The following is a 20402-nucleotide window of genomic DNA, read 5'->3' as shown; positions in this document are numbered from 1 at the left end:
TTCTCCTTCCGTTCACATCACGAAATCGGTATCCCGTACAGACGCCAAGGCTTGCGGCCTCCAAAGTATCCGCACAAGTGATGGACCGCTGGAAGGGGCTTGACTTCCCAAGCTTCACTTCCTGAGTCAGATTCTGTACAACCTGCGTGGTATAGTACGACCTCTTCGTCAACTGACAGCTCGAGCTCATAGACGCCGGGACCGACCTGTCGGACCGCTTCCGCAGGGACGCCGGCTATGCCGATGTCCCCGGTCATGTCGGTCTTGATCCGGCAAATCCCTCCGGCCAAGCTTTTGACCCTGATCCACGACGTCTTCCCGTCTGTGCGAACGGCACTTACCTGGAATGCGCCTTCGGCCCGCAGGTTGTGAAACACTGCCTCCTTCCAGTCGGTGGGAACAGCCGGGAATACGCGAATCTCCGTGCCCCAGCTCTGCAGAAGCATATCGTGAAGAGCCTCCGCTCCCGCTAGCGGTGTCTCTATTACGGGGCCCGCCTCTTTATACATGGTATTCGACTTGAGCATGTGCAGTAAGGTGTGCAGGTATTTCAAAGCCTCATCTCCCTCGCCGACCTTCGCAGCCAGAGATGCCGCTCCCGTAAACGTGAATCCGCGCAGGTCCCCCTCGCGGGAAAGCCAATGCCGCAGGGAACGGATAATTAACTCACGTTCTTCTTTCGTATCCCCGCTCATGATATGCAGCGGAAAGGCGGCCATCAGATGACTGAAGTGCCGATGTCCGAACTCAAGCGGCTGATCCTTGCCGATCATAAAGCCTGTTTCGTCTGTCGGCAGTGGTGTAAGTCGCTCCAAGGTTTCCGTCCACCTCTCACGAGTTGGATCCTCGACCTGGAGAATCTCGCAGACACGCAGGAGCGTCCGGCAGCCCCATTGGAGTAGAGCGAGATCATAATGCGTATCCGGTACCTTGAGCTGAAGAAAGGACCCGTATTCCGGAGAAATCATGGGAGGCAAATGAAGCCTGCCATCCTCCCCCTCTTCCAGCAGATGCAGGTAGTACTGAACGGTTCGCTTCAGCAGCGGATAAAGCAGGTCTTTCAACATCTCCTGGTCCATCGAATGTCTATAGTGGCGCCACAGGTTATGGCATACCCAGGCCAAATTGCCCACTTCAGCGCCGACTGGGGCCGCCAGATCATAGCTCATGCTGCGACCGAGCCCTGCAGAGTCGTGCCGATACCGCTCGGGAACATTGCGGATCAATTGCTCCATGCGATCCCGGAAAGCTTTTACCAACGATTCGCCTATTTCCAGCCGACCTGATGTGTACACCGGTGAATAGCTCATCTGCACGTTCATATTGAACCAAACACCGGCCCATGGTGTCGGTGCGAGCCATGGTCCCTGATTGTCGATAATCATGCCGTCGGAACGCGTAGCGGCTGCGAGCTTATACATCTGAATCCAATAAAAGCCTTCCAGCAGCGTATCCGGAATGGATACAAAACTTTGACGATAGTAATCGTGCCACCAGCTGCGGTGAGCTTCCAGCCATTCCTCCCACGGTTGGGAGGCAGCATGAACCACAGCACTCTCCGCTTTTTCCCTTGAGGAGGCATCATCACCATTCATTAAGGAGAGCCACAGCCGTCGCCTGCCTGACTCTATTTCCCCATCCAGCCACGCAGTTGTGCAGCCTCCGCCGTACTCGAACGATTGTACTCCAACAGAAACACCGGCGTCCGAAATGTCTCGGGAAACCTGCGTAGCAGGAATAAATTGGTTCAGATTGAAGCCATCGGCATTCTTCAATACGGGATCCACTTCGTTATGCGGATACCACTGCAGCCGTGTCCCCTTCTCGCTTTCACTTGTTTCCAGTTCAACCGCGAGTACCGGCTCCCTGCTGTGGACGAAAGCGCGTACCCTTACATTCCCTACTGTCGTAGTAATCTCCGCACGCAGCTCCGCATTCCATAGATCGATTCGAATGCTTGAAGGCTGATAATACCAGCCGGTCAATTCAAGATGCAGCTCGCCTACAGGTACCCTGGGAGTGAATTCTCCTTTAGGTTTGCCGGCCGTTACGTCCGAGCGCCCTAGCACGAAGCGAACAATATTTCGCTTGTTTCGGTGCTCTTCACTATAAACCATGGCTCCTATCATCCCATTACCGATAAAAGCCCCTTCATCCCAAGAAATCGGTTTGACCGACCAGGTCATATCGTGACGTGCCAGAAAGGTATCCCATTGAATATGGTTTTTAATCATGCGAGTTTCTCCCCTCTTTTGTACCGTGCTGCATCGCCCCGTTTAGAAACCGAACAATAGGCTCCGGATTTTCCAAACTGTGAGGATGATGACCGATCCCTCTTTTAACTATAACGGTGATGGCGCCGCCTGCTTCGCGGTAATGGCGCTCGAAGGGCTCCCCATTTTCTCGGTAAGGAACGACGTTGTCGGCATCCCCTGCGATTAATAGGACCGGGATGCCGGCATTGGCCAGCTTACCCGCACTAGCGAGCGGCCGGCTCTCCGCAGGTATTGCTTGCTCCTCCGATACTCCGTACACCGCCAAGCATTCCTCCCAATGGGGGGGGGAGCCTATTCCCGCTCCTTTACCGCCCGGCCAGCTGTGTTGGTCCAGAACAGGAGCGTCCAGGTAAAGGGCCATAACGTGCTCGGGATAAACAGCAGCATAATTGACGGCATACAAGCCCCCCCGACTGAAGCCAAACAACGCCGCCTTGGAAGCAAGGCCGAAATGGTCTACAACCTGAGCTCGAAAGCCTTCCATCCTGCGAACCGCAAAGGGACAGCCATACAGATGGCTTAGCCGAATATAGGCAATGTGCCACCCCTGCTCCAGCAATGCCAGGTCCGCCGTTGCGAAAGCACCAAAAAACTCCGTTCGCCAAATCCACGGCCTTCCTGCAGCCTCCTGCTTAGGTGCGACCACAAGGGCCTCTCTTCCCGACAAGTAAAAATGATACTGCGTATATCCATGCCAATCGGTGGTCATGGGTTGAGTAAGCCCGTTTTTCTCTAATTCGAAGCATGCCTCGGCTGCAATTTCCTTCCGAAGGCGTTCCCCAAGCAATAGCGCTTCTGGAAGCGGCTTCGCTTCAGCCTTGTTCACATGACTATGACCGACATGCTCTTTCCAGGCAGTACTGAGAAGACGATGGCGTTCTATTGTTTTCCGAAACCAAGGTACGGTATTCGGCTCATTCACATAGTCAGGAATACGTTCCAAGGTGATGTTGAACAATCGGCTTAGCAGCGTTTGGGCGATGCTCCAGTGCCCATGGGCATTCGGGTGAATCCCGTCGCCATACATGTATTCCGGCTCCCTCCGGCGTCTGTGCTCCAAGTCCCTGCGGAGCGGATCATAAATGTTGATTGCCGCGTCTGCCTCACCCAGGACAGGTAGACTCAGTACCCAATCGGCATAGCGGCTTAAAACTTCATTGTAGCTCGGGTCAGGAAACCTCCAGCTGGGGCTGTCGTCTTCATTGATGTTTGGTCCCAGGTGCCTCAGCCTGGACGAATGGTCGTACGGAGTGGGAGTAAGAACAATGACCTTCTCCACCGATGGTCTAGCCTTGCTAATTGCTGCGAGCATGCCTTCTTGATATGCCCTGAAGCGATCCTCTGAGTACGGATGATAAATTCCGTCGTTCATACCGTAGAGGAATACGAGCCAATCGGGCTTGCTCTCCCGAAGCACTCGCTCAAGCCGGTCATGCAGGCAAGGACGCGGCCATGGATGGGCTTTTTCACTGAGGCCCGATACCGTTTCGCTGCTTACTCCGAGATTAACGAAGGTAAGCTCCCGCTCCGGCATATGTTGTAAAAAGTAAGCCTCCAAAAAAGCAATGTACAAGCCGTTATCTGTGATACTATCGCCTACAAAAACAATGCGCTTAGCTTGCGGAAGGTCTCCACCCCGCAAGAACAACGTTCCCAAGACCGGTTACCTCCCATTCGTTTCATCCTAAGCAAAAAGTCAGGCGTGCCGCTAAAGCGGCACACCTGAAATCAACTCCATTAAGGAGCGAGAGGGCCAACATCCGATGCCGTTAGAGGACGAACCGGGAATGTCGTTGCACTGGATCGTTCATCGGCTCCCGAATCGTTCGTAGAACGCGTTTCCCCGTCCATATCCTTTGTAACATACGTGTAGGTTCCCTTCGCATAATTGATCGCCGGACTAGATGAGGATAGCTTCTGTAAACCGCCCACCGTTGTGAAGAGCGGATTCGTGTTCCAAATTTCGGCGCTGGTTCTCGCCTTATTGTTTACGGTGCTGCCATATCCGATATTGCCTTCAAACACGGTGTTCGTCGTTGCAGCCTCGTTGTAAAGCGTACCCGTTGTGTTCCTTACAATATTATTAGCGACTCTGCTATCCTGAGGCGCATAGGTCTTGCCGGAGCCGACAATAATTCCTGTGGCGCTGTCTACAATGGTATTGTTCACAACGTGGGCGCGATAGATTTTCCATTGTGCCGTTAATTCACTGGAGGACGGATTGGACGGGTACCCGCCGGAGCCGCCGTCATAATCGCCGCTATCAAGCAGAATCGCCTTGCCCGTCAGCTTCTCCATATAGTTATTATAAATCTTATGGTCGTTACCATAGATCCGAATCCCGTCTTGAGCGCTTTCTACTCCGTCCCCAAGGAAGAAGTTGCCGTAAAAGCTATTACTGTGACCGTGCCTCGAGGTAAGCCCGCCCTTGGAGGTTTTGAAGGTGTTGTAACGGACCGTATTGTTGCCGCTCTTCACGGAAACGATCTCCGGCTCTCCGTCCGTATTCTCGAAAAGATTGTATTGGATCGTATTATAGCCGTTCGAGAGGGAAACGGAGGATAACCCTAAACGGATGGTCTCCTTCCCGTTAGCAACCCAAGGTCCTACATCGTGGAAGTAATTATACTCGATCACATCGTATTGCGAGACGTTCCCGTTCCCATCGCCTTGATAGGCAATAAGCGGTGCAGTATCGCTTTTATTCCCAAAGTCGTTGTGATCGATTTGGTTATGATGACTGTTGCTTCCGCTGACCTGAAGCCAGATGAGGTCCCCTCCGGTAGCTGCAAGGGCGAAGGTATTCCGGGTAATGCGGATATGATTGGACCCGTCCAGAAGAACGGCAGTATTCCCGGTATTTGTGAATTTCAACCCTTCCACCGTGACATAGGATGAGCCGGTTATGTGAATTGCCGCGCCTCCGGAAATAACGGCCTGCCCCTGATTGGCGGCTTTTATCGTAATAGGGGCAGAGGACGTACCCTGCTTTCCGCTGATAGTGAAAGGCGTGCTCTGCGTATAGGTTCCGTTGGCGAGCACAATCGTGGTACCGGCGCTCGCATTCGTTAATGCAGAGCTTAACTGGGAAGACGTCGAAACCTGAACCGTACTGCCGGAACCGCCGGAGCCGCTTGAAGCCCCTCCATAAATTTCTACCTCCGTATAGCTGTTCCAAGCATTGACGGAGTTCCCGTGTCCTACGATTCTCACATACCGGACGGGATCCGCATCGGGAAAGTCGAAGGTCTGAAGAGATGCATTGAGGGCGCTCGTTACATTAGCACTTATCGTGGTAAAGCTGATGTTATCCGTAGAGGCTTGGATATCAAAGGTAGAGGTCCGAGTATCGCCGTTTAAAAAAGCGATTTTCATATAATCAACCTTCTTATTTGATCCCAAATCGTATTGGATCCACTGCCCGTCGCCACTCGCGGACCATCGGGTCGAAAGGCTTCCATCCACCGTATTGGCCGGTACATTCCCGTCGTCGGCACTGGCCGTCACGGATGTGCCGGGGATTGAGAATTTCGCCGATGCATTGGAGGTGTCTCCATAAATCTCTACCTCGGTATAGCTGTTCCAAGCATTGACGGAGTTACCGTGCCCTACGATTCTCACATACCGGACAGGATCCGCGTCGGGAAAGTCAAAGGTCTGAAGGGCCGCGCTTAAGCTGCTGGTTACATTAGCGCTTACCGTGGTATAGCTAACTTGATCCGTAGAGGTTTGAATATCGAAGGTTGAGGTTCTGGAATCCCCGTTAAGAAACGCTATTTTCACATAGGAAACCTTTTTATTTGATCCCAAATCATATTGAATCCACTGCCCGTCTCCGCTTGCAGACCATCGGGTCGCCAAGTTTCCGTCAACGGTATTTCCGGGAACGTTCCCATCGTCGGCACTTGCCGTTACATTCGCAGACGCGACGGTTAGTTTCGCATCGGCCGCATGAGCAGCCATGGGCATCAGGGACAACATCATGCAGAAGCATAAAAGAAAAGAGAAGAGCCGCCTTTGTTTTTTCACTGTTTTACACATCCTTTTCGTTTTGATTTGCAAAGGAAATGCTTACTCGCTTTCTACCTCCTTTCCTCGATCTGGCCATTCTCGCAGCTTATTCGAATATATGCACACTCATCGCTTGAAGCCATGCTTTGGCGATGAGTGAGTGGCCGCTTGGTCCCGATTTCGTGCTGCATGCTGTAAGATCAGTTAGCCTCCGTCTACCCTTTAATCGCTCCGATTAGGGCGCCTTTCACGAAGTATTTTTGAAGAAAAGGATACACAAGCAGAATAGGTACGGTAGCTACGATAATCGTGGCGTATTTTAAAGTAACGGATAACATTACTACATCCGTCGCCGAAGCGCCGACAGCCATGGAGCTGGCTTCCCCCTGCAGCAAAATCTCTCTGAGAATCAACTGAAGCGGATACATGGAGCGGTCCTGCAAAAAGATAAGCGCGTGAAACCAAGAATTCCAATGACTGACTCCGTAATACAAGAGCATAACCGCAATAACGGGCATCGATAAGGGAAGAATGATCCGAAACAGAATGACGAAGTCGTTGGCGCCATCCATCTTCGCCGACTCCTCCAGCGCATCGGGAATGGCCTCAAAGGCTGTTTTCATCAGAATCAGGTTAAAGGTATTGATGGCCTGTGGGATGATCAGCGCCCACAACGTGTTGGCCAGCCCGACTCCCTTCACTGTCAAATAAAAGGGGATCAAGCCGCCGCTGAAAAACATCGTGAATACGATAAAAAGCATAAGATGCTTGCGATACTTCAAGCTTTTGCGCGACAAGGCATAGGCCCCAAGCGAGGTAAGCAGAATGTTAAAAACCAGCCCCGTCAGGACGACAAAAAAGGTATTTCCGTAGCCCTTCAAAATCATAGGATTCTCAAAAACGCTTCTATACGCATCGAGTGAAAATCCAAGCGGCTTCCAAAGGATGCCGTTGAAAGCCATAAGCATGGAAGCATCGCTTACGGATGCAAATGCTACATAAATGATCGGGTAAACCGTCACCAGCATCAATAAAGTTAAAAATAGGGCATTCGTCGCATCGAAGCATCTTTCCGATAATGTCGGTCGATTCATATGTTTGCTCCTTCTTACCAGAGACTCGTATCGTTTAATCTTCGGCTAAGCCAATTTGAGAACACCAGCAGCGTGAAATTGACTGCGGAGTTAAACAGACCGACAGCCGAACTGAAGCTATAATTGAAATCCTGCAGACCGACCCGATACACATAGGAGGAGACTACATCCGCCGTTTCATATGTGCTGGGGTTATACAGCAGTATGATTTTTTCGAAACCAACGTTCATCATTCTTCCCATTTCCAGGATGAGCAAAATGACGATCGTAGGCATGATCCCCGGAATCGTAACATGGAGCAGCTGCTTCCAGCGCCCGGCCCCGTCCATGCGGGCCGCTTCGTATTGTTCGGGATCAATACCTGTTAATGCGGCTAAATAAATGATCGTACCCCAACCGATATGCTGCCATATTCCGGAAGACACATATATCGGTCGGAACAAATCCGGATCCAGCAGGAAGGTAGCCCGCTCTCCTCCGATCCAGGCAACTAAGTCGTTGATAATGCCCTCGCTTGAGGTAAAATCCTTAACAATACCGCAGATCACAACCAATGAGATGAAATGCGGCATATAAGTAACCGTTTGAACCGTACGCTTAAACAGGGAATTCTTCAATTCATTTAACAAGAGCGCTAATAGGATCGGGGCCGGAAAGCCGAAGATCAGTTCATAGAGGCTAATCAAAATCGTATTCTTGATCGTTCTCCAGAAATAGGCTCCGGTAAAAAACGTCTTAAAGTGCTCGAAGCCGACCCATTCGCTCCCCAAAATCCCCAGTCTCGGCGAGAAATCCTTAAAAGCGATCATCGCTCCATACATGGGACCATAGTGAAAAACGATATAGTACAACAAGACCGGAAGAAGCATGAGGTATAACATTTTGTTCTTGCGTATGTCCAGCAGCAGACCCATCTTCGTTTGTTTGGCGTCTTGAGCGATGGTTGTTGCTTCTTGATGAATCGCAGCCATTCGATTCCACTCCATTCCTTTTATGTCCTTTTACAAGAGAACGTGTCCTCATCAGATGGACACGTTCTCTTGTTCGCGGTCATGGTGCTTCTTAACGCTTATTGTAACGGTCATAAGCGTCCTGATAAATTTTCACTACCTTGTCGCTGCCCATATCCTTAATTCGCTTTACATATTCATCGAACTTATCCAGCGGCTCTTTACCCATTACAAATTTAACGAACATTTCTTCTTTATAGCTGGCGATAGCCGTATTGATTTTCGCTACCTCTTTGCTCTCTTCTATCGTCGGAGTAATGAAGAGCGGAAGCACGTGCTTGTCGGCATCGGTTTGCTCCCAAATTTTAATGGCTTCATCCTGTTCCTTGAAGGTATTGAAGCTTTTTCTCGAATCACCCGGGAAAGGACCGTTCGGCTTCGTATACTGGGTTACCATCTGCTGCAGATTGTACTTTGGATCCTTCGTAATCTTATCCGAGAAGACCGGTTTCCCGTTCTGCATGCTGTAGCTCTCTCCTTCGATACCGAAGTTGAACAACAGGCTTCCCTTTTCGCTGTACGCATAATCCAACCACTTGACTGCAAGCTCAGGGTTTTTGGCAGCGGTCGTGACAGCTTTGCTGGCCGCCGGGTTATATTTGAAATCCCGTTGTCCGATGAAGGCCCGCTCTCCCTTCTTCAGCGTAGGATACGGAGCAGCCACCAATTGAAACTTCGGATCCTGCTTCTTCCCCGATTCCATCCAGCGTCCCATGCCGCCGCTCAGCAGTCCGACCGTAGCGCCGGAGGCATGGCTCAGCATCTTATTGTCGTAGGATTTGGAATCCGTGTTCAAAGCAAAATCCTTATCGATCAGCCCCTCGGCATACCATTTGCGAAGTAAGGTTAAGGCTTCCTTAAACTGCGGATCCACCGGTCCGTACTTGACCTTGCCCTGATCATCGATATAGTAACGGTTAGCCGTTCGGTAAGCTCCGATGAACGCATCTTGAATATTGAACTCGTTGCTGTATTGTGCGGTAAAGGGGGCCGATGCATTTTTCTTTTCCTTAAACGCTTTCAACACCGTATACCACTCGTCAATGGTAGTAGGAACAGCAAGCTGCAGTTCGTCCAGCCAGTCCTTACGAATCATCGGGCCGCGGAATACAAGGCCGTTATCCGGACGAATCATAGGAAATACATAGTATTTGCCGCTGTCCGTCTTCAGCATTTTATCCAGCTCTTTATCCTGCTCCAGCCTCTTCTTCAAATTCGGTGCATGTTTATCGATGAGTTCGTTCAAAGGGAGGATGACCTTATCGGCCATCGCCTTCTCCGGTCCTCCCGGATAAGCATTGTTCCAATCGTACTCGATGACATCGGTTAAATTGTTCGAAGCGATAAGCAGATTGAACTGCTCCTTCGACTGTCCGTCGGCCGGGTGGGAATATTTCACTTTGATACCGGTTTCCTTCTCCAGCTGCTTGCCGAAGGGCGAATCTGCCAGGTTGGGTACGAACGTAGTTAAGTTCGAATTGATTTGTTCCCAAGAAGTGATGGTTTCCGTTGTGCTGACCGGGTATTTGCCCGCTTCGGTCACCGGTGTCGTCGGTTTCTTCGCCGTATCGGCTCCCCCGTCCTTTGTATTGGAGCATGCCGCCAACAGGCTTGTTGATGCCAGCATAATGGAAACGGCAAGACCGATCGATTTGTTCATAGATTGTTTTCTCATCGTAATCCCCCTTGTGCTCGTCGTCGAATTTTGTTTGGTTTGAACCGGTGAAGCACTGCTCACCTATGGCCCTAATTATGGCCCCGAAATCACGTTTTGGATATCTTCAAAAAAGAGAATCCGTCTTTATAATTAGCAGTAAAGGATATGTAAAACCGCGAGAACTCCTTTAAAAAACGGGAATAGCCGCGCGAGGCGGCTACTTTGGTGACAAGTGCTATAGAATGCTTTTATATTTGCCGGGCGTAATGCCTTCATGCTTCTTGAATACCCGATTAAATGTGTTAATGTCCGAATAACCTACCCTTCTTGCAATTTCCGCAATCGAACAGGACTGGTCGGCTAGAAGGCGCTTCGCCTCCTCGATCCGAGTCCGGCTGATAAATTCCAGAAGCGCTTCGCCTGTCTGGGCTTTGAATTGTTTGGCCAGATAAGGAGGAGTTAACCGGAACGTCTCCCCGATCATCGTAATATTCAAGTTTTCGGAGCTGTAGTGCTCTTTCACATAAGCGATTACCTGCCGGCTGAGCTGATTATGCTCCTGCTTCCGGGCGTCCTCAATGGACTGACATATTTGCTGAAGCACAGCACCGATCTGCTCTCTCATTTCATGAATCGTCTGGCAAGCGGTTAATCGCTCGACCGGGTTGATGATGTCGACGAAATCCCGCTTGTCGCCGGTACTGATTTCGTCCAGCGTCTTGAGCATGGTACTAATAAGGTCAAACATGAGACATTTAGCCAGCGGAACGGATAATGACGCATCCGCTACATTGGTTTCAACAATTTCGTCAACCGTAGCCTTGGAGTTTTCGTAATCGCCTACCTTGATGAAGTTGATGAGCTGCTGCTCCACATGGAAAGGGTAATAGTAACGGTTTCTGCCTCGAATCGAGCCTGCAACCGGCAGATCTTCATAGCGGATGATTTCTCCTTTATCCTTGACTAAACGGTACTCCAGGGCGGCGAGTGATTCCTGGTACGCGGTCGATACCCCTTCCGGCCCCTGATGAATTCTGCTGATAGCTACGGTCAAGTGGATATGGTAATGATCCGATACGAACGATTTGACCTGTTCCGCGATCCGCTGTAATTCTCCGGCTTCATGCAGCTCATTGAAATTAATAATACATGCCTGCTTATCGTCAATTTCCGTAGTCATGGCCTGGTGCCTGCTTCCCGCTATTTCCTCCGCCACATTCATAATGATAAAGTGTACGAGCTTCACCTTCTGAGGCTCCACAAAGCCGGTGTCGTGGAATTTGCCGTAGTGATCCACATGAAATAACAAAACGGCAAAATCCGAGGTGAGTAACTGGATATTATGACTCTTGAACAGCTCATGCACGGGTATTTTTTGTTCAAGCCGCCCCTTTAAGAGGTCCTGAAGAAAGTGGGAACGGATGACGTCGCGATGCTGCTCCAATCGTTTGCCGATCTTCTCTTTCTCGTCAAACGTATTGTTCAATGCAGCTTGCAAATAGCCGAATTCATTCACCCCAGCCTCAAAGGTAATTCCTGATTTGGTGGATAAGCTGCGTATTAAGGTATGGATCGGATTATAGTTTCTTCTCAGAAATATGACGGTGACGAGTCCCCCGATCAGCAAGCTTACCGTCAAACTGATATAAATCAGCTTCTTAACGTATTTCATTTTCTCGTCGAACATTTCGGCGGGAATCGTCGATACATATTTCCATCCGGTCTTCTCCGAAGTAGTGTAGGAAACCGCTACCTCCTGTTCGGCATGACCGGCGTAGAACAAACCATTCGTTCCGGAGAGCTTGGCTGGGACAAGAAAATCCGGAGCCCGTTCGATGCCGGTCGAGGCAATCAGGCGATTGTCCTTATCCAGCACGGCCACCGACGATTGGTTGGCGGAGCTGATACTTTCAAGGAGCTTTGAGTTCTTAATAACAATTAAGATTACCGCGCCCGGTTGCTCAGGGTTATCGAGCAGAATCGATTTGGCATACATAACGGCTTTGACCGCATCACCGTTCTCCCGAAGCGTTATCGGTGCGTATTCCTGAATGTACCGCTTGTTGAAAAACGTTTGCCATTCCCCATAGCTCATGTTATCGCGTTCTCTAATCCTCTCGAATAGTCCGCGGCTGTCGATTCGTTCGCGAGCGGAAACTACGGTATCGCTGTTCTTGTAATACACGTATATTTGCTCGATATAATCGTTGGCCATCTGGTACAGCCGAAGATCCGCCGCGATATTGACAATATCATAGTAATCATTGTCTGTAAGCGGCTTGGCCGTGCTGATGAAGCCGGCAAGACGTTTACTCAACGCCATTTCCACACTTAATCGTTCAATGCCGCTTAGATTGCCGTCAATCGCCTGTTCCATCTGTCGAAGAAGCGACTCGTTAGCCCGATTTACTTCGGATTCCACCACATGCCAGGTTGCTGTATAGATAAAAGCGCTTACCACAATCGGTACCAACAATACAGAGATGTAGGAGATGAGCCAGTTGAATACGATGCTGTGTGTTTTAAAACGAATCCTTCGAAGACTCATATTCGTTACCTCCGTGAGCTTGTCCTACAAGTTATACTTTGATCCCATTATACACAAAAGCTTGGCTCAAGACAGCCTCCCTCATAGCTGCCCATAGCATCGGTCAAAGGAAATAGCAGGGCCGACTGCTCGGCGAGCGGCCGTCCCTGCTTGATTTACTTACCCCTTCTTCACTTCCAGCATGCGCAGCAGCACAGTCACAGCTTCCGCTCTGGTGGCGGTATCGCCGGGTGCAAAGCGGCGATCCTCCTTACCATCGACCAGACCTTGCGAAATGGCATAAGCAACGGACGGCTTTGCCCAATCCGGGATTTCTTCCCTATCGCGGAAAGTCTCCGTAGCCGGAACGGCAGCGAAGTCCGGCTTTTGTGCCCGCATCAGCATCGTGATCATTTCCGCACGGTTGATCTTTTGATTCGGACGCAAAGTTTGATCCTCATAGCCCTGAAGAATACCCGATTGAACGGCAGCCGCGACCTCTTTTTCCGCCCAAGCAGGAATATCCGATTGGTCGGCGTACGTAACCGGCGTTGTACCGGGAGTCAGCTTCAAGGCGCGAACAAGCATAGCGGCGAACTGCAGTCTGGTCATCGGCTCTTCCGGCTTAAAGGTGCCATCGGGGTATCCGTTTACGATCCCCATCTCAACCGCCTTGGAAATAAACTTCTCCGCCCAGTGCTTCTCAGCATCAACGAAGGGGGCCTGAGCAGGGGACGGCCCAGAAGGTACAGGCGATACCGGTGCCGGGTTAGGCGCCGAAGGAAGCGGTGCGGGCGCAGGGGCAGCCCCCGGCATCGTAGCAGGTACCGAACCGGACGTGTCTCCTCCACCGGTATCCGCCCCATCCTCATCCGCCGGACCCGGGGTCGGTCCCGGGTTGACTGCGGGCACACCTGCATGGGGACCGACATCCGATGCGGTAAGCGGCTTTCTGATCCGATTCGCATCCCGGCTATATTCGTCTGCTCCGGCATCAGGCGTATGATATCGTGTCTCCCCGTCGATATCCTCCTGAGCATGGAACGGAGCTTTGGATGCATCAATAGCCGGACTCGTGCCCGACAACCGGATCAAGCCATCCTTGCTGCGAACAAGCTGCAGCGGCTTCTTCTCGATCGCGGCGGCGGTAATCCTTGTCGGATCCGTAATATTCGTAGGGTTGGCCAAGCCTTCCACCAGATTTCCTGCATACATCTGACGTTCGTTGACGGGAGCATTCTGAGCAGCTGTCGTTTCGTTGAATATGATACCGGCATTGCTGAATACTACATTGTTGTAAACCGCCGCTCCAACAGGCTGATACACTCTGCCCCCAAAGCTAAAGCCGGTCGTATTGTTCCCTATATTGACCATCGTATTATTGAAGATCTGTACGTTATATTGCCGCCAATGGCCCCGCAGAATCTCGGTCTGCTTCTGTTCGGGAAGCGTATTTAGAACCGCTGTTTGCTGAGTCGCTCCTTCCATCCATTTCACTGTGGGATTCGTTCCTCCGTCCGGACCGGCATCATGGGTGCCTCCGTCAAGACGAATCACTTGCGTCGTCAGACCTTCCATATAATTATTATATATTTTGTGATCATTCCCATAAATCCGGAATCCGCTGAAGCCCGGCGTTTTGCCGTCCCCGATAATAAAGTTGCCATAAAAGCTATTTCGATGCCCGTGACGCGCCACAATCCCGCCGTAGGAATTACGGATCGTGTTGTATCGGATGATGTTATCACTGCTTTTAACGGAAATAATTTCATCCTCTGCATTAAGCCCTTCGAATAAATTATACTGCACGGTGACATAACCGGAAGCGAGCGATAAGCCGGACAAGCCTAGCCGTATCACTTCCAGGCCGTTCGTTACCCGAGGTCCGATGCCATGGAAATAATTATGTTCAATGACATCGTACTGCGAGACGGTGTGGCCGCTTTCTCCGTTGTACGTGATGGTTGCTCCGAAGCCCTTCTTCGGACCAATATCATTATAGGCTATACGGTTGTGGCTGCCGATCCCCTCAACGCGGATATAATGCCGATGGGTCCCGTTGTCGGTTACGAGGGTCGGATTCGTATGCGGTGTGTCTCCATTGTATACGGGCCGATCTGCGATGTACTTGTCCCCTCCGCCGATTCGACAGCTGCCGGCGATATCGGTTAAACACCATACCGGACCGATGCCGTCAGGCGCATTGAAGCGGTAGGGCTGGCCCGTTTCATCAAGAGCAAACTTATTTCTGAGAATCGAGATATTGCTGGAGTGATACAATTCAATGCCCGGGTGGACCTGCTCATTGGGTCTCACTTCTTTCGTTTCCGGGTTCTCCCCCTTTAAAATAGAAGCAATTTCATCACTGACTCCCCTGTAATTGAGGCCCGGGATGCCTATCCCGCTGTTGAATTCGAGACCCGTCACTTCAATGTATTTCGAATTTTCAATGTGTAAATAACTGTTTCCTTTTATCACCGCCTTGCCCAGTTCCTCGGCTGTAATACGGATCGGAAGGGCCGACGTCCCTTGCTTTCCCTTGATTACGAAAGGTCCGTCTTGTGCATATGCTCCGTTCTTTAACCGGATTTCCACGCCCGGCTTCGCTTGATCAAGAGCCGTTTGGAGCTGATCCGCCGTGCTTACCTCGATCACCTCCAGAACCGGGGCGGGACCTTCGGGGATGTCCCCTGCTTGCGGCGGTCCCGCAGGCTCTTCAGGCTCTACGATGACCGGAGGGGTGCCGGTATACAACGCAATTTCCGTCAGACTGTTCCAATTACCGGAGCTGCCCGTCGCACTGTTACCGTATCCAACAAGACGCAGGTAGCGCGCGGTTGCCGGCTTATCGAGCACGTAAGGCTGAAACACGCTGTCGGCAGCCAGAAGGGTCCTGCTCTTCCTTTTGGCCAGCAGCACCGTGCCGGTTGCAAAATCCGGATCATTGGATTCCAGAACTTCAAAGGTAGATAATCTGTCCCTGGCATTTAAAAACGCGATTTTCAGATAGGTGACTGCAAGGGGCTGTCCCAGATCGAATTGCAGCCATTGCCCTTGACCCGATGCCGACCAACGGCTTTCCGGGTCTTCCCATTCGCCGTCGACCACGTTCGCGGGAACATAGTTCGTATTCGGTTGATATGTGCTGGCGGTTACCGTCCCTGCATTAAGCCCGACTTGTCCGTCGGGAGCAATGGCAAGACCTCGAATCACGTCCACTTGATACACATTGCTGGAGCTTCCTTTCCTCAGCTCAATCCTTAGCTTATTAACGCCGGGAACGAGCGGCACTTGAGCAGGATCCGTGATGGGTTCTTGAGAAAGCGTATAGTTGGTAATCGCCATAGTTACTGCAATTCCATTCTCCGCTTGAGCAACGACGCGAACCGCAGCTGTCTCATATGGAACCGTCGCTGAATAACCGTTCGTCTTGCTTGGCAGGAAGCCCGTCAAGACATTCTGGGCTCCGCTTTGGATTTCAAGGCTGCTCAATTGCACCTCGGGCAGCTTCTCGGCGAAGGTGAAATAAACACCGCTGTTCAGCTGGACATCCGCAACATAATACGATGCGCCGTGTATTGTTGCTTGCGTAAGAGGAACAGACGCTGCATTGTCAAAATTGCTGTGGGAGCTGGTTAGCAACAACCCGCCTAACGGAAGCATCCCCGAGGGTATGGCTACCTGCACTGTGCCGAGATGGCCCGTATTTTGAACCTTCCAGGTACGCGCCCATTTCATAAACCCGGCTCCGTAGGGACTATGCTGCTCCGTGCTGGCATTATCCCCCCATATCAAATATTGTTTATCCGATAAGGCTTCCTTCGATGAAAGGATAACTTGCTCCGCAGCATCTCCCTGACTGCTCCTGCTCTGTTGAAGGTCTAATGCTCCAATCCGATCAAGCCCGATACCGGCGATATGGTTGTTGTATCCGTCGTTTGCCGTCGCGTCCCATACCACATCGGGGGACGGACCCGCCGAAAGATAATTGCCCGCCTTCAAAGTCAAACCAAACTTCAGGGCAAGGTAAGTCTCGACTTGACGCTTCTGCACTCCGGAAAGCGGTGCTGTAAATAAAATAAGCTCTCCCATGTTCCCATCGTAGCCCGAGCCTCCTCCCGCTGCAGAACCTAACGATGCAGCCGCGTTCAACGCCCCCGTCAGGGAGGCGCGTGGTTGCGTGGTTTGTGCTTCCACTATCCCGTCGCGAACAATGGATTGGTATACATTGGAACCAACGCTAGGATTCGCGTCAAAATGAAGTCCCCATAAATTGTAATCCACCGGGGCTACCACATTGAAAGCCGTTAATCTTGTTGAGGTTGTCCCTACATCCCACAGGACGTTGCCTTTACCGGGGGCTGCACCGGACGTGTGGGGAATATGTGCCCCTAAGCTCCCGGAGGTCAACGGCTGATTGAAGATGGAGGAATTCGCCATAGAAGGCGCGCCTCCCGTGACCGTAAACAAGCCTGCATGGTTCACAACCTCTCCATCCCCTAGCAAGCCTGTTACGTCCTGCAGAATGCTTCCCCCGCTGCGCACGAATTTCACGGTAGGCTGAAAATTAAGTGCCTCATTAGAAGGTACATATCTAGGCTTCGGGCGGGAAGCTATGGGGGCGATCGTGCCGTCGTTCGCAAAATGATTCGCGTTCGGGCTGCTATCCTTCCATACGGTAACCGTGTCATCGGTCAAAGTGACGCTAGCAGGATCAGCTTTAAGCCACAGCCTCAGTGCCGCGGCATCCACCCCTCCCGGTGTACCAGCAGCCGCCTGCGCCTTTGGCAACGCCTCCGGTATTCCCCCCAACGTCAGTACGAATGCCAGTGTAAGATGCACTGTTTTCAATAAACCCTTTTTGCTGCTTCGTGGGCTCAAGTCTTCGCCACCTCTCCCCTTCTTTGTCGGTATGATTGCACTTTTAAAGCGGTTTCACACCATGCTAGAGTTGATCTCTTCTTTAGTTATAAAGAGGTTAGCCGTTATTTGAAATCAGCAAAAAGTGAAACCATACCCAAATAGGAAGACAAAACCATCCTTATTTTTGAGAGTGTATCTTCATTTTTGGGGATTTTCTTACTCATTGCTCTTCCTATTTCATGTCGAAAAGGCCTGCCGCAATGGCAGGCCCTCAATGATTTCGAATCTTCCTATAGCGGTTCGAAGGGAAGAATGATTTCGACCGTCGTTCCTGCGTCGCTGCTAACGATTTGCAGTGTTCCCCCATGAGCCTCTACGATTCGGTGTGAGATCATGAGGCCTAGCCCCGTCCCTTTTTCCTTCGTGGTAAAAAACGGCTCTCCCACTTTTTTTATGAGCTCCGGCGAAATTCCGTCGCCTTCATCCCTGATCTGTACACACAAAGTATTTACACTCGCTAACTTTACATCTACATAAACACTTCCGCCCTTAGGCATTGCTTCAATAGCATTTTTCAAGAGATTTACAAACAGCTGCTTCAGCTGATTTTCCTCGCATTTTATGGGAGGAAGAGGGGCTTCGAAATGTGTTTCAATGTAAACTCCAGTTAGAATCGCCTGGGTTTCCAAAATGGATACAACGGTGGTGATGATTTGCGTTATATCCTTGAAACTGAAGTGGGTGAGGTGCGGCTTGGCCAGTGACATAAACTCGGTTACGATAAAGTTGATCCGGTCCAGCTCGCTTTCCATAATCCCAATATAAGGAAATTGATCCTGGTACCTTGCCTTCAACAGCTGTGTAAAGCCTTTCAGGGAGGTTAGGGGATTCCTGATTTCATGGGCGACTCCGGCTGCAAGCTGTCCGATAACGGAAAGCTTCTCCGAACTTCTGAGCAGCTCCTCCGCGCTCTTTCTTTCACTGATATCTCTAATTGAGCCTATCAGACGAACCTTCATCTCTTCCATATCGCGAATCACTTGCCCATTGCACTCAACCCATAGGTACTTGCCGTCCGGCTGCCGGATCCGGTATTCCAGGCGGATAGGATATCCCAGCTGTGTCTGGTTAAACAGCGCCGCTTGTACAGCCGCCCGGTCTTCCGGGTGAACGAAGGAGAGCAAGTCCGCATCGGTCGACGGTGGAAACTGGAAAAACTCATTGGCCCGCTCAGACCATATAAAACGTTTATCATCGGCAGACCATTCGAAGATGGCATCCATGGCAGCCTTTGATACGGTTTCCAACAAGTGGTTCGTTTTACGAAGCTGCGCAAGAAGCTCTTCCTTTTCCCATGCCGATGCCAGTCTATGTAATGAATAGGTGATCGTATCGGTTTTGAAATAGGACCAGCTTTCATCGACAGGATGAAGCATAGCCATGACTCCCCAATCCCGTTCATGAGGGATGATCGGATGAATGGAAATAATATATTTGGGATCGTCGAGCAATTCCTCAGGGATACAATGAAGCGGAGGGAATTCCATAGGGGAGCATTGTATTTCCCCTGTCGGTGCAGTCGGCATCTCCTTCGTATAGTAGTATTTGACATACATTTGTTCTGGAGATTTATTGAACCACTGGCCGTAACAGCCCCAAATGCATTGTAAAGAGTGCATCCATGACAGGTTGTTTAGCTTCTCAACATCCCGATAAGATAAATAATTAATGGTTCGATTCGCCGACATACTTTGATTTAATAACTGGAAGGAACGATACAGCTTTTCTTGATCTCCAAGCCGGCTCTCCGGCTCATGATGGCAGCCGCATGATCCTCTGGCTATGAGGGTCATATTCATATGGACAGGATCCGTCCGCTGATCCCCCGTCGCCATCCCCGCTTCCAGCAGGCTAACGGATCGTCTGGCCGCTTCCCTAAGCGGAGGCTTGATGGTGGAAACGGTGGGCAGCGTATGCTCCGATAAGGGATTATGATCATATCCCATCACGGCAATCTCTTCAGGTACCCGATAGCCTTTCTCTTTAAGCCGATCCATGAGCGCAATAGCCGTTATATCACTATTCGTAACGACAGCCGTACATTCAAGCTCACCGCTCACGATTCGGTCAGCCGCCAAATAACCTCCTGCCTGCGCATCGGTTCCTATCTTAACCAGCAAATTCGGATCCGGGTCTAGCCCTAACCTTCGGTAAGCGTTTACATATCCCGGATAACGGGATTGTGTGGCCGGGTTCATCCAATTTCCGACAAACGCGATCCGCCGGTGACCATGCTGATACAGATGTTCTACGGCTTGCTCCATGCCCATCTCATTGGCAAAATGAATGCTGGGATAATGCAAGGAATAGTGGTTGATCCCAACAATCGGCCGCCTTTGCCTTTGAAGCTCATTCAAAATGCTTTCATTCAGGGGGGAATCGAAAACAATCCACCCTGCCGCATGAACGGTAGCAAACGGGATAGAGAAGTCACTGCTGGTTTTAGGCGTTTTGATCACAAGGAGTCTGTATCCGCGTTTGATTGCTATTTGGTTTAATTCGAATAAAAAGCCCCCGTATAAGCTGCCATCCAAAAAAGGTGTAACAACACCTATCATACGGCCTAAGCTCATATTGCCTTCTCTCCCTTACTGTATAAGTGCTCCATCGCTCTACTATACGGAGTGAATTCAGCCAGCTCTTGTTTTCTTTCCAGCATATAACAATATAATCTTGAAGTGGCCTGCGTTGTCAAGGCAATTTGCCAAATCAAATGATTATTCTAATGCCGCTCCGCGGTTTATATAGCGGTCTAATGAATGACATGGTGTCATTTTCCAAATCTAATGATTATCATATTGCCGTTGGAACTAAAGTTATAAAATGTCTATTGTGTGTTACTTGGTAAACCCGTACATTTTACTCTTGTAATGGTTTTCTTGTAGAGAAGGGGGGCACAGGATC

The 20402-nt window shown here is 50.6% G+C and carries 9 protein-coding genes; all 9 read right to left on the bottom strand.

The genetic code is table 11. The features are described 5' to 3' along the window. Positions 1-17: 17 nt before the first annotated feature. The 9 genes from QMO62_RS01470 to QMO62_RS01430 all read right to left on the bottom strand — a co-directional run bounded on the left by QMO62_RS01470 (position 18) and on the right by QMO62_RS01430 (position 20071). Positions 18-2234 (bottom strand): glycosyl hydrolase family 95 catalytic domain-containing protein, encoded by a 2217-nt coding sequence (locus tag QMO62_RS01470; protein WP_284638176.1) that lies wholly within the window; start codon positions 2232-2234, stop codon positions 18-20. Further along, on the bottom strand, positions 2227-3933 hold the full coding sequence (locus QMO62_RS01465) for an alpha/beta fold hydrolase (protein WP_284638175.1): 1707 nt from the start codon (positions 3931-3933) through the stop codon (positions 2227-2229). Before QMO62_RS01465 ends, QMO62_RS01470 begins: the two co-directional genes overlap by 8 nt. 80 nt (positions 3934-4013) lie before the next feature. Then, a complete protein-coding gene (locus tag QMO62_RS01460) occupies positions 4014-6260 on the bottom strand; it encodes a chondroitinase-B domain-containing protein (protein ID WP_284638173.1) in 2247 nt (748 codons plus the stop codon). A 242-nt stretch (positions 6261-6502) separates the two neighbouring features. Next, the gene (locus QMO62_RS01455) at positions 6503-7381 is read right to left on the bottom strand and encodes a carbohydrate ABC transporter permease (RefSeq protein WP_284638171.1); all 879 of its coding nucleotides are present in this window, start codon (positions 7379-7381) and stop codon (positions 6503-6505) included. Positions 7382-7395: 14 nt separating this feature from the next. After that, on the bottom strand, positions 7396-8352 hold the full coding sequence (locus QMO62_RS01450; RefSeq protein WP_284644825.1) for an ABC transporter permease: 957 nt from the start codon (positions 8350-8352) through the stop codon (positions 7396-7398). A gap of 91 nt (positions 8353-8443) precedes the next feature. Next, positions 8444-10066 carry an extracellular solute-binding protein gene (locus QMO62_RS01445; protein ID WP_284638169.1) on the bottom strand — a complete coding sequence of 541 codons (1623 nt, stop codon included), beginning with the start codon at positions 10064-10066 and terminating at the stop codon, positions 8444-8446. A 217-nt stretch (positions 10067-10283) separates the two neighbouring features. Next, positions 10284-12596, bottom strand: a complete 2313-nt coding sequence (locus QMO62_RS01440) for a helix-turn-helix domain-containing protein (RefSeq protein WP_284638168.1) — start codon at positions 12594-12596, stop codon at positions 10284-10286. A gap of 159 nt (positions 12597-12755) precedes the next feature. After that, positions 12756-17456 (bottom strand): S-layer homology domain-containing protein, encoded by a 4701-nt coding sequence (locus tag QMO62_RS01435; protein WP_284638165.1) that lies wholly within the window; start codon positions 17454-17456, stop codon positions 12756-12758. 272 nt (positions 17457-17728) lie between these two features. Continuing rightward, complete coding sequence (locus QMO62_RS01430) at positions 17729-20071, bottom strand: substrate-binding domain-containing protein (RefSeq protein WP_284638163.1); 2343 nt, start codon at positions 20069-20071, stop codon at positions 17729-17731. Positions 20072-20402: the final 331 nt, after the last annotated feature.

The organism is Paenibacillus silviterrae, assembly GCF_030167925.1.
Lineage (GTDB): Bacteria > Bacillota > Bacilli > Paenibacillales > NBRC-103111 > Paenibacillus_G > Paenibacillus_G silviterrae.
This window is presented reverse-complemented; position numbering and strand designations above follow the sequence as displayed.

What these genes read in the sequence shown, in the direction of transcription:
- QMO62_RS01470 (WP_284638176.1), bottom strand. Translation starts at nt 2,234, where the DNA reads ATGATTAAAAACCATATTCAATGGGATACCTTTCTGGCACGTCACGAT.
- QMO62_RS01460 (WP_284638173.1), bottom strand. Translation starts at nt 6,260, where the DNA reads ATGATGTTGTCCCTGATGCCCATGGCTGCTCATGCGGCCGATGCGAAA.
- QMO62_RS01455 (WP_284638171.1), bottom strand. Translation starts at nt 7,381, where the DNA reads ATGAATCGACCGACATTATCGGAAAGATGCTTCGATGCGACGAATGCC.
- QMO62_RS01450 (WP_284644825.1), bottom strand. Translation starts at nt 8,352, where the DNA reads ATGGCTGCGATTCATCAAGAAGCAACAACCATCGCTCAAGACGCCAAA.
- QMO62_RS01445 (WP_284638169.1), bottom strand. Translation starts at nt 10,066, where the DNA reads ATGAGAAAACAATCTATGAACAAATCGATCGGTCTTGCCGTTTCCATT.
- QMO62_RS01440 (WP_284638168.1), bottom strand. Translation starts at nt 12,596, where the DNA reads ATGAGTCTTCGAAGGATTCGTTTTAAAACACACAGCATCGTATTCAAC.
- QMO62_RS01430 (WP_284638163.1), bottom strand. Translation starts at nt 20,071, where the DNA reads ATGAGCTTAGGCCGTATGATAGGTGTTGTTACACCTTTTTTGGATGGC.